This is a genomic window from Bacillus sp. Root131 (genome assembly GCF_001429475.1).
Lineage (GTDB): Bacteria > Bacillota > Bacilli > Bacillales > Bacillaceae_G > Bacillus_A > Bacillus_A thuringiensis_S.
Genome location: NZ_LMJQ01000001.1, coordinates 812,993 through 824,641, shown reverse-complemented (window position 1 = coordinate 824,641; position 11,649 = coordinate 812,993). Strand labels below are relative to the sequence as shown.

The following is an 11,649-nucleotide window of genomic DNA, read 5'->3' as shown; positions in this document are numbered from 1 at the left end:
TGGATAATATGTCTTTTCAAATTCGTGAAGCAACGATAGATGATATAGACGCACTTTGTTCTTTAACGAAAGAATTAAAAGGTTCCTCTATTTCCTATGAAGATATGAACAATCGATTACAATTCGTACAAATGAGTCCGTTTGATTTTTTATATGTTTACGAGGAAGAAGAAGCTATATTTGGATTACTTGGATTTCGTATACGTGAAAATTTAGAAGATGTAACACGTTATGGAGAGATTTCAATTATTAGCGTTGATTCTAACATACGACGTAAAGGCATTGGACAAGTTTTGATGGATTATGCAGAACAATTAGCAAAGAAACATAATTGCATTGGCACATGGCTAGTTAGTGGAACAAAAAGAGTAGAAGCTCATCCTTTTTACAAAAAATTAGGCTATGAGGTAAATGGCTACCGATTTGTAAAACATTTTTAAACTACTTATAAATTGAAGGGGCTATAACTATGACAAACATTAAAGCAATTTTCATTGATCGTGACGGTACAATTGGTGGTGACACTACAATACATTATCCAGGATCTTTTACATTATTTCCATTTACAAAAACATCCTTGCAAAAACTAAAAGCTAAGAATATAAAAATTTTCTCTTTCACAAATCAACCTGGGATTGCAGATGGAATAGCAACTGTAGCCGATTTTGTACAAGAATTAGAAGGCTTCGGTTTTGATGATATTTATGTATGTCCTCATAAACACGGTGATGGTTGTGAATGCCGTAAACCGAGTACAGGCATGCTGCTTAAAGCAGCAAAAAAACATGGGCTTGATTTAACACAATGTGCTGTAGTTGGTGATCGCTGGACTGATATTGTTGCAGGAGCAAAAGTAAATGCGACAACGATTCTAGTCCGAACAGGCGCTGGGTATGATGCTTTGCATACGTACCGAAACAAATGGGCACATATTGAACCAAACTACATTGCAGATAACTTTGAAGATGCAACAAACTGGGTTTTAAATCAACTATAATACAAAGGTAGCAAGTTCCCTTTTGATAAGCAGACATTGCAATTCAAATTATATTTTTTATTACTAACAGCAATTAACGTAAAGAAGGAATAGCTTAGTGGCTATCCCTTCTTTATTGACTTCTATTATTTACATTTGTTATCTGTTTTTATTGAGTATTCTCATCGTTTTTATACTCCAAAATATCCCCTGGCTGACACTCCAAAGCTTTACATATCGCTTCTAATGTTGAAAAACGAACCGCTTTTGCTTTCCCATTTTTCAAAATAGAAAGATTCGCCATCGTAATTTCAACCTTCTCCGAAAGCTCCGTTACACTCATCTTTCGTTTTGCTAACATGACGTCAATATTAATAATAATTGTCATATCCGCCACCTCAAACTGTCAAATCATTTTCTGATTTTATGTTAATTGCTTCTTGTAGAAGGCGTTGAAGGATAGCGGTAAAAACAGCGCTAACGAACGAAGCAAAAATGATAATAAGTCCCACTAACCCAATAGGAGGTTCCATTTTCTTCGCTATAAAATGAAAAAGTGGCAAACCTAATACATACAAACCACTGATTGTAACTGCACAGCGCTTTATATTCTTTAACTACTTTACAGATAATTCCGAGAACGCTGTGTTCTCGTCAATATACTGTAAAAGATTGAAAGCCTGATAAAGAGCAACATAAAAAGACACAGCTGCTCCATACATCACAATGAAAACAAGATATTTTATCGGAGCGATATTAGGATACAAATTCGCTACAAAATTCGCCATTTCCGGCACTAAAAATATGCATAAGGCAAGCACTGCAATTCCAGAAAGAAAAATAATTACTTTTAAGAACGTTGTTGAACTTCATTTAAGATTCATTTACAATAACTCACTTATTTAATGACAACATAATTTTACCACACAATTTATTGTTTAACAATAAATAAATATCGTTTTATCGTTATTGTCATACTTTTTAATTTAGGCAAAAATAAAAAAGAATTTCTCATTACAAAGAAATTCTTTTTCTTGAAAATGCCTCTTTCAACTTAATTTTTTAAAACGTTAATTCGTAATGGAAATAACGATTATCTCTCAAATAACCATTTTCAGCATATAATCGTTGTGCTGATAAATTATCAATCTCTGTTTGTAATTTTACACCTTTCGCTCCATTTTCTAATGCGTATTCTTTAGCAGCTTCTAATAATTTTTTACCTGTTCCGGCTCCACGCTTCGCCGCTTGTACAAATAAATCATTTAAAATCCATAATTCTTTCATTGAAATGGAAGAAAATGATGGATATAGTTGTGTGAACCCAATATATTCGCCGTCTTCAACTGCTACGAAAATAACGGACTCTTTTTTCTCAATTCGGTTTCGTAAAAATACTTTTGCCCCTTCTAAATCAGAATCCTGCCTATAAAACATGCGATAGTTATTAAAAACTGATGCTAGTCCATCTAAATCTGCAATTGTTGCCTCATATATTCTCATTTTACTCCATTCCCCTTCCAATACTGTCTCATTATATCCGTTGCCCATTTAGGCTGGTGTATTTCTTCTTTCGGCATAAACTCTTTCATTATTGGTTTTATATCCAATATAGGAGTGCCATCAATAGCATCTAATCCCTCAACAATAATTGATTTACCTTCTCTTTTGATCACCTTTACAATTGTTACACCTATGCGATTCGGGCGATTTTTCCCGCGCTGTGCAAAAATACCTACTTCAGGATAATCCTTATTATTTCTAGGATGTCTAGCAAAATACTGAATTTGCTCGTCAGTTACTTTATGAAAATAAAAAACAACTTCAATATGAGAAAAATCTTCAATCCCTTGTATACTTTCTTCTGCATACATTTCAGTTAAAGTTATACGGGATCTTACTTCTCCCCACTCATCATCTTTTATTTCCTTTCTTTCATTATGTACAAATGCGATTGGTTGAACTGAAAACATGCGCATTCCCCCTTAAATGTAACCACTTACATTATAAAATATTTTCTGAATGTTTTCCAGATATATGAATTTAGTTTACATAATATAATTACATTCTATCTAGAGCTACCTTGACTGCTTCAATTGCATGTATATGAGTCGTATCAAATATCGGGACAGATACGTCTTCTTGCTTTATTAATAACCCTATTTCTGTACAACCTAATATGATTCCCTGTGCTCCTTTTTGCACTAACTCTTCGATGACTCTTTTATAATATTCTCTAGATTGAGATACTATTTTTCCTAAACATAATTCTATATATATTACTTTATTTATTTCTTTTCTATTTTTTTCTGATGGTACTATTACTTTTATATTATTTTCTTCTATACTTGACTTATAGAAATCTTGCTCCATTGTATATGTAGTTCCAAGCAGACCAACCTTTTGAATGTCTTTTCTTTTAATTGCTTTTGCAGTTGCATCAGCAATATGTAAGACTGGAATATCAATTTTCGCCTTTATTTTTCCAACTACCTTATGCATTGTATTTGTACAAATGATTATAAAGTCTGCTCCTCCCTTTTGTAATGAATATGCCGCATTCCCTAGAATTTCTCCAGCACCATCCCAATCTCCGCTAGACTGACATCGTTCAATCTCTTCAAAATCCACACTATTAATCAAACATTTTGCTGAATGTAGCCCTCCTAATCTCTCTTTTATTTCTTCATTAATAATTCGATAATATTCAGAAGTTGATTCCCAACTCATACCACCTATAAGACCTATCGTTTTCATATAAACAACACCTACCTAAACTTTTTTATAAAACTAATAACAACGTTTTATTGTATATATTATACATAATAAAACAAGACTTTAAGTTTGAAATATAAAGTCTTGTTTTACGGAAATTTAATATGGCAATAATAAAGAGTAATTGTACTTTCATTTCCAAGGAAATTTTTATAGAATATTCTGAAATTAACAATCTGATGTTTTTATAAATTCTTTATACTTATAATTAAAACACTCTCGATACAACGCTTTGATTTCATCATATGATGGAACACGTGGGTTATTAGCTGGGCTACCACTTTCAATTGCATCTGATGCCATTTTAGAAATAGCATTTTCAAATTCAATTTCATCGATTCCATATTCTTTTAAATTTGGAATACGAAGATCAAAGCAAAGTTTTTTTATTTCCCCAAGCGTGTAGTCTGCTACTTCCTCATCAGAATTCGAATACAAATCCTTATTTAAACTACGTCCAATTTTTGCTAACCTTTTCACTGCACTTGTTTTTGTAAACTCTAACACTGTAGGTAATAGTATGGCATTTGATATTCCATGCGGTACATGAAATAATGCTCCCACTGGCCTTGACATTCCATGAACTAATGTAACTGATGCATTAGAAAATGCAATTCCAGCTTGTAAGGAAGCAATCATCATCGCTTCTCTTGCCTCCATATTACGTCCATCTTCATATGCTATACGTAAATATTTCATAATACTTTCAATAGCTGAAAGAGCAAGTACATCTGTAAGTGGCTGTGAAAATTTAGAAATATAAGCTTCAATCGCATGACATAACGCATCTATTCCTGTTGCTGCCGTAATTTGTGGTGGTAACGAACTTGTCAAAACTGGATCTATAATTGCTACTTTCGGTATAAAACTAGGATGCTTCATCATCATTTTTACATCTGTTTTTTTATTCGTAATTACTGCTACACTTGTAACTTCCGATCCAGTACCAGAAGTTGTTGGAATTGCAATAAGTGGTAGTGGATTGTTTTCTATTTCAATATCCTTTTCGACATAATCCTCAACTTCTCCACCATTTGTATATAAAACCGCTACTGCTTTCGCAGCATCAATACAACTTCCACCACCAATACCGATAATAAAATCACACTTTTCCTCTTTACAAAGAGATAAGGCTTCTAACACGTGTATATTTGTAGGTTCAGCATCCACTTTATTATATGTACTAACAGTAATACTTTTCTTATTTAGTTGTTGTATACACTTTTCAAGATATCCTAATTTCTCCATAATTGTATCAGTAACTATAAAAGCTCTTTTCCCTAACTTTTTTGATTGTTCCCCCAGTTTTTCAAGCGAATTCCTTCCATATAATACCGACTTTGGCATACGAAACTCAGAAACTTCTTGCAAGTACTCCACCCCTTCTTATCCTATTTAATATTTTATGATATAAATTATCGATTTGATGAATCTTTACGATTCGAATTTTTAATAGAGTCCTGTTAAAGTATAGAACGCGATAACTAAAAATACAGCAACCGTTTTCAAAATTGTAATAGCAAATATATCTTTATAGGACTGTTTATGTGTTAATCCTGTTACTGTAAGAATAGTAATAATAGCCCCGTTATGCGGTAGTGTATCCATTCCTCCTGATGCCATTGATACGATACGGTGCATAACTTCTAATGGAATATCAAATTGATTGGCCGCTGCAATAAATTTATCTCCCATTGCACTTAATACTATTCCCATTCCTCCTGATGCAGAGCCTGTAATTCCAGCTAAAATATTCGTCGTTACTGCACCATTCACTAACGGATTTGTGAAAGTAGCAGAGATGCCATCTCTCATAATTACGAAGCCTGGAAGTGCTGCAATGACACCACCGAATCCAAACTCAGCTCCTGTATTCATCGTTGCAAGTAGCGCTCCACCAATACTTGTATTCAATCCAGCTTGGAAACCTGTTACTACTCGCTTCCAATATAATAATAACGTTGTTAAGATCCCTATAATAAGTGCCAATTCTACAGACCAAATTCCTACTACTGCACTTAATTCTACTTTTCCAAATGCTTTCATACCAATTGCAGAAAAATCAAAACCGCTTGGATACCACTTTGGTATCATAATAGTAAACACTTTATTCATTACACCTACTAAAATAAGTGGTATAAATGCAATAAGTTGTTGTGCTCTTGTAATTTCAATGTTATTAATTAATGGCATATTTTTTTGTTCTAATTGCAAAGATGCTGCCATTTCAGTATTTCCATCATTAAAACCAAAATATCCTTCACCTGCCGCTTTTGCCTTCTTACGTCTACTCTCTAAATATAGTAAACCTAATGTAAGAACAAAAATTGCTCCTACAATGCCGAGTATCGGTGCAGCATAAATATTCGTTTTAAAAAATGTTGTAGGTATTACATTTTGAATTTGTGGTGATCCAGGTAGCGCATCCATTGTAAACGTTACTGCTCCAAGAACAATCGTTCCAGGGATTAAACGCTTTGGAATATTAGCTTGTCGAAACAACTTAGCTGCGAACGGATAAACAGCAAACACTACTACATACACACTAACACCACTATACGTTAAAATAGCCCCCATTAATACAATCGCTAATATAGTACGTTTTTCACCAACTAACTCAATAATCGTTTTTGCGATAGAATCTGCAATTCCTGACATTTCCACTACTTTTCCAAATATTGCTCCTAATAAAAACACAGGAAAATATAACTTTATAAATCCAACCATTTTCTCCATAAAGATATTAGAAAAGAAAGGTAATACATAACTAGGTTCTGTCAAAAATACTGCAAATAATGCAAATATCGGTGCGAATAAAATAACAGAAAAGCCTCTATATGCTACGAACATAAGTAAACTTAGTGCTAATAATATAATAACTAACTCCAATTTTACCCCTCCATTAAACAGAATATTCTAAAATTTATTGATAAACTTCTACTAATCTTTTAATTCTGACATCCCTCCTCTTATTCATACAATTTTTTCATGCTAAAAATGTCTAATTATAAATATTCGATTACATATGAAAAATCCCTTTAAACAGAAACGAATTCCTCATCATACGTTATAAAGGGATTGTTAGTACCTATATTTACTGATTTATTAAAATTTTTCTTACACAAAAATGATACAGTTCTTCAACATCTTTCACTATGTAAGTCGCACTAACTTCAGTCAGTTCTTTCTCACAGCCATAGCCATATAAAACACCAATTGAAGCAATTCCATTCTGATTCGCACCTATTATATCGTGCTTTCTATCACCAATCATTATCATTTCTTCTTTATTTAGTTCTTCATTTGTTTGTAAAATATGAGCAATTATTTCTTCTTTTTTTATTCTCGTACCATCTAAATTACTTCCAAGGATATCTTCGAAATAATTCGTTAATTGAAAATGCTCTATAACTTGTTTCGCAAATACAGTGGGCTTTGAAGTAGCTACGAATATGCGATTTCCTGAACTTTTTAATTGTTGCAAGAGCTTCAGAATCCCCTCGTATACATTATTTTCAAACAATCCACGCTGCTTTAAATACTCACGGAAGTAAAAAACTGCACGTTCAACCTCTCCTTCACTCATATTATATCTCTCTACGAATGATTGCTGAATAGGAGGACCTATAAATGAATCTAACTCACTTATATGTACTTCTTCAATTCCTACTTTTTTTAACGCATACAAAACCGAATTTACAATCCCTTCTTTCGGATCCGTTAAAGTTCCATCTAAATCAAATAGAAATGTTTTATACATGTTTCATTCCTCCACTTAATTTGCTGTATAAATAACTGCTAACATCTCTTCCACTTCTCCCTATTATACTATCATTATCTATTTTTTCGAAAAATCAATTTCCATATGTCACATACTTTCAGTTACAAAATACGATAGATATGATAAAGTAAAAAAGTTACAATTATTTTAATAGAAACTGGTGAAACAAATGTCAATTACGTTAATTTTTATAATGGCTTTCACAATTGTAATCCACGCAGTTGAAACAAGCTCTTATAGTATTCGATTAGCGGGGGTTCGTTTAAAGAAGATTGCTGTCGCATTATCCGTCGTAGGAATCGTATTACTCATTTCAAGAACGTCAAACTTACTACAAGCCTTTTTACTTGGCGGGATTGTGGACGAAGCAAAACTAGATCCTTCTATTGATTTAGAGCATATTATACGTCTTGTACTATTATCTGCTTCTATCGGTACATTGCTTGCGATTATACTGTATCCAACTTTGACAAAACTATTTGGATATGTCATTCAAAACTTTGAAACAGACGGTTCTTTCATTCGAATGATGAAAACGAATAACATTCAAAAATTAAAGTACACAAAAAAATATGTCCGCTTTCCAAAGTTAGAAATGATTCATAGACTGCGTATCGGTGGTATTCCAAAGCGTATTATGCTTATTAACATGTTTGCTACTGCTATTTATACAGCTGGGGTACTTTCTGCCCTTTACGCTTCTTTTTTAAATCCAGATTATGCAACAAATGCAAGTACAGCTTCTGGCCTTGTAAATGGTTTCGCCACTATTTTATTAACTGTATTACTCGATCCACGCATTGCTCTTTTAACAGAACGTGCTTTACAATCAGAAAGCGGTGCTGAATCTATGAGTAAAATGTATGGTTGGCTAATGATTTCTAGACTTCTCGGCACATTATTGGCACAACTACTATTTGTACCAGGTGCTTACTGGATTTTATGGATTATTGAACTTATGCATTAATTTACTAGAAAGGTGAATTTATCAATGAAGATCAAAACAGAGAAAGATATAATTCGCTTAATAGAAAACGACGAATGGATGATGAATGTATTACAAATGGCAAAATCACTAGAGTTACCTGATTGGTGGGTTTGTGCCGGCTTTGTTCGTTCTAAAATTTGGGATACTTTACATGACTATGAAGCTAAAACGGCTATGCCTGATGTTGATGTGATTTATTATGATAGTCTACATCAAGATGAGATATACGAACAATCATTAGAAACGAAATTAATGAATATTGATGCTACTATTCCTTGGTCTGTAAAAAATCAAGCTCGTATGCATGTAGTGAATAATATGCCACCATATTCTTCTTCTGTTAATGCTATTTCTAAATTCCCTGAAACAGCAACGGCTTTAGGAGTTACACTTGATGAACTAAACAATGTTATATTAACAGCCCCATGTGGTATTGAAGATGTCCTTTCCTTACAAGTGAGACCAACAGCTCATTTTCTTAAATCGAAAGAACGATTACATATGTACAAAAACAGAGTTATAAAAAAGAATTGGCAAAGTAAGTGGCCTAACATCACAATCACATATCCAGAAATTTAGAAAGAGTGCCTTTCATTTATAGAAGCACCCTTTTCTTCATTTCAAAAAATGTATGACTGTTTCTGCAAATCTATCTGCTTCCTCATAATGAGGTGAATGACCGCTCTCTTCAAATACGATATACTTGCCGTTTCGGGCATCTTTATTAAATGTTTTAATTTGTTCTTCACACGTTACTACATCATGTTTTCCTACTATTAATAACATTAGATTTTGTACATCTTTTATTTTTGATAATAATGATGTATGACATGCTCCCTCTAATTTTAATCTATCAAAGTGCATTTTGGAGCGATTTGAAAATATTTCCCACTCTTCATCACTGTATAAACTCTCATCTGTCCTATCTTCCTTATTATTGTAAATCTCCATTCTTTTTTCTTCTAATTCAGCGCTTAATCTTATATAAGCTTCTAACAACTCTTCTGAACTAGCATCGCTAGATGAATAAGCAAAGCACTCTTTTGCTACTTCTTCTTTTCCATACTTTTTTAATAAATGCCCTGTCTTTTGCAACAAAGCTCTACTTGTTAATGCAAAATCAAAAGTTGGTCCTTCAAATATTATTTTCTCTATTGAACTTGGATATATCGACGCATAAAGCAATGCTACATATCCACCGAAAGAATGTCCAATTATAGACCACTTCTCAATTTGTAATACTTTTTTTAATTCCTCACAGTCTTCAATCAAATCATTTAATCCAAAAGCTTCGTCTTCAGTAATTTTTTCTGAACGACCAACACCTCTTTGATCTATCATAATTACATATAGAGAATCTTTTAAACGTTCCGCTTGATGAAATGAAAAATCATAACAACTCTCTCCTGGTCCACCATGCAAGTATAAGACTGGCTTATTTTTAGGATTTCCATGTGTTTCAACGTATAGCTTTTTCCCTCTAATATTCATATACTCTCCTGTTTCTATCAAATTCGCCATAAACATCACCATCTTCTTTTTTCACTGAATATTATAACATTTAATGTTAAATAATCCCTATTACATTTAAGAAGACGATAATGATTGCGAGCGGTGCTACAAATCGAAGTAAAAATGCCCAACAAGTAAATACTTTCTTTCCATAATTTCCACCTACAAAAAACTCTGCTTCTAGTATCTTCTTTTCCATTTTGAATGAAACGAAAATACTAATAAATAGTGCTCCAAGTGGCATTAATATATTACTAGATAAGAAGTCTACTGCATCAAAAATATTCTTTCCGAAAATCGTAATATCACTCCATACTCCAAATGATAACGCTGATGGTATACCTACTAAGAAAATGCCGAAACCGATCAGCCATGATAATTTCGTTCTCTTTTCTTGTTCACCATTTGCTAATGCTGAAACAACAGTTTCTAGTAGAGAAAATGCCGATGTTAATGTCGCAAATGTAAATAGTGCAAGGAATACTGTTAAGAAAAATCCACCGAATGGGATTTGACTAAATACAGATGGTAATACGATAAATAGTAATCCAGGTCCTTCTGTCGGCTCCATTCCTAATGAAAATACGGCGGGAAAAATGGCAAGACCTGCAAATAAAGAAACAAATAAATTCAATCCAACAATTGTTATTGCTGATTTTGGTAAACTTTCTTTTTTATTTAAATAGGAACTATAGGTAACCATAATTGAAATCCCGATACTAATTGCAAAGAATGATTGCCCCATTGCGAACAAAATACTTTCCGAAGTAATCTTTGAGAAATCTGGTTGTAAGAAAAACTTCACACCTTTCATAGCATCATCAAGTGTTAACGAACGAATAATAAGAGCGACAAATAAAACGAACAATGCTGGCAACATATATTTACTTGCTTTTTCAATTCCGTTTTGTACACCCTTTGATACAACCCATATCGTAATGAACATAAAAGCGAAATGTCCCATAATAGCCCAAGTGGGATTCCCAATTGTTTCAGTAAATAATGCTCCGTAATTTTGTCCCGGTGCAATTAGTTGTCCAGTAATTCCTCTGAATAAATAAATTAACACCCATCCACCTACAACACTATAAAATGAAAGTAGTATAAAACACGTTCCAACACCAAGGCGTCCAATCCAGTGCCACCCTGTATTTGGTGCAATACTTTTAAATGCGCCAACTGCTTGTTTCTGCGTACTACGTCCAATCATAAATTCAGCTATAAGTAGTGGTAATCCAATTAATATAGTAAATAATATAAAGATTAAAAAGAATGCTCCTCCCCCGCTCTTCCCGGCGATATAAGGAAACTTCCATATTGCGCCAAGTCCAATTGCTGATCCTGCTGCAGCCATTATAAAACCTAATTTCGAAGTCCATTGCTCCGTTTGTTTCATCTCATTTTCCTCCTAATTAAATCTTTTTATATAGATAAATAAATTTTATAGACCTATCCAAATAAACCCTCCACTTCTTTTTCCATATAATAAAAAAATGGCCTAGCATCTCTATATAAAGAGACGCTAAGCCATTTACTTAACGCGGTACCACCCTTATTGATTCCATTATGAATCCACCTTAGTAGTAATCGTTTGATTACAAACCTAATATCGAAGGT

General features: G+C 33.2%; 13 protein-coding genes, 1 pseudogene and 1 other annotated feature (1 of these 15 running past the window's edge). Of the genes and pseudogenes, 4 read left to right on the top strand and 10 right to left on the bottom strand.

Annotated elements, in window-relative coordinates; translation table 11 throughout:
• Window positions 1–8 precede the first annotated feature (8 nt).
• Both ASE54_RS04200 and ASE54_RS04195 read left to right on the top strand, forming a co-directional pair.
• The gene (locus ASE54_RS04200) at window positions 9–440 is read left to right on the top strand and encodes a GNAT family N-acetyltransferase (RefSeq protein ID WP_000009776.1); all 432 of its coding nucleotides are present in this window, start codon (window positions 9–11) and stop codon (window positions 438–440) included.
• Window positions 441–469: 29 nt separating this feature from the next.
• Entirely contained in the window at window positions 470–997 is a 528-nt protein-coding gene (locus ASE54_RS04195; protein WP_000181783.1) for an HAD-IIIA family hydrolase, read from the top strand.
• Window positions 998–1,145: 148 nt separating this feature from the next.
• On the opposite strand, the gene ASE54_RS04190 is transcribed toward ASE54_RS04195, so the two are convergent.
• The 8 genes and pseudogenes from ASE54_RS04190 to ASE54_RS04160 all read right to left on the bottom strand — a co-directional run bounded on the left by ASE54_RS04190 (window position 1,146) and on the right by ASE54_RS04160 (window position 7,511).
• A complete protein-coding gene (locus tag ASE54_RS04190) occupies window positions 1,146–1,364 on the bottom strand; it encodes a helix-turn-helix transcriptional regulator (protein WP_000152531.1) in 219 nt (72 codons plus the stop codon).
• Window positions 1,365–1,374: 10 nt separating this feature from the next.
• Window positions 1,375–1,821, bottom strand: a pseudogene (locus ASE54_RS33590) (DUF2975 domain-containing protein).
• 217 nt (window positions 1,822–2,038) lie between these two features.
• Entirely contained in the window at window positions 2,039–2,479 is a 441-nt protein-coding gene (locus ASE54_RS04185; RefSeq protein ID WP_001223866.1) for a GNAT family N-acetyltransferase, read from the bottom strand.
• Complete coding sequence (locus ASE54_RS04180) at window positions 2,476–2,949, bottom strand: SAM-dependent methyltransferase (protein ID WP_000493250.1); 474 nt, start codon at window positions 2,947–2,949, stop codon at window positions 2,476–2,478. The genes ASE54_RS04185 and ASE54_RS04180 overlap by 4 nt, the downstream gene beginning before the upstream one ends.
• 88 nt (window positions 2,950–3,037) lie before the next feature.
• Window positions 3,038–3,733 carry an aspartate/glutamate racemase family protein gene (locus ASE54_RS04175; RefSeq protein ID WP_000848567.1) on the bottom strand — a complete coding sequence of 232 codons (696 nt, stop codon included), beginning with the start codon at window positions 3,731–3,733 and terminating at the stop codon, window positions 3,038–3,040.
• 186 nt (window positions 3,734–3,919) lie between these two features.
• Window positions 3,920–5,122: an iron-containing alcohol dehydrogenase gene (locus ASE54_RS04170; RefSeq protein ID WP_001158664.1), complete on the bottom strand. Its 1,203-nt coding sequence runs from the start codon at window positions 5,120–5,122 to the stop codon at window positions 3,920–3,922.
• Window positions 5,123–5,200: 78 nt separating this feature from the next.
• A complete protein-coding gene (locus ASE54_RS04165) occupies window positions 5,201–6,640 on the bottom strand; it encodes a GntP family permease (protein WP_000424339.1) in 1,440 nt (479 codons plus the stop codon).
• A gap of 205 nt (window positions 6,641–6,845) precedes the next feature.
• Window positions 6,846–7,511, bottom strand: a complete 666-nt coding sequence (locus ASE54_RS04160; RefSeq protein WP_000278489.1) for an HAD family hydrolase — start codon at window positions 7,509–7,511, stop codon at window positions 6,846–6,848.
• A 190-nt stretch (window positions 7,512–7,701) separates the two neighbouring features.
• Between ASE54_RS04160 and ASE54_RS04155 the strand changes: the two genes are divergently transcribed.
• Together ASE54_RS04155 and ASE54_RS04150 are read left to right on the top strand one after the other, a co-directional pair.
• The gene (locus ASE54_RS04155) at window positions 7,702–8,499 is read left to right on the top strand and encodes a lipid II flippase Amj family protein (protein WP_000028912.1); all 798 of its coding nucleotides are present in this window, start codon (window positions 7,702–7,704) and stop codon (window positions 8,497–8,499) included.
• 24 nt (window positions 8,500–8,523) lie between these two features.
• A complete protein-coding gene (locus tag ASE54_RS04150; protein ID WP_000695364.1) occupies window positions 8,524–9,099 on the top strand; it encodes a nucleotidyltransferase family protein in 576 nt (191 codons plus the stop codon).
• 36 nt (window positions 9,100–9,135) lie between these two features.
• Here the strand turns inward: ASE54_RS04150 and ASE54_RS04145 are convergent, their stop codons facing one another.
• The gene (locus tag ASE54_RS04145; protein WP_001284944.1) at window positions 9,136–10,041 is read right to left on the bottom strand and encodes an alpha/beta hydrolase; all 906 of its coding nucleotides are present in this window, start codon (window positions 10,039–10,041) and stop codon (window positions 9,136–9,138) included.
• Window positions 10,042–10,087: 46 nt separating this feature from the next.
• Complete coding sequence (locus ASE54_RS04140; protein ID WP_000814513.1) at window positions 10,088–11,428, bottom strand: sodium-dependent transporter; 1,341 nt, start codon at window positions 11,426–11,428, stop codon at window positions 10,088–10,090.
• Window positions 11,429–11,544: 116 nt separating this feature from the next.
• Window positions 11,545–11,649, bottom strand: a binding site (T-box leader); it runs 144 nt beyond the window's last position.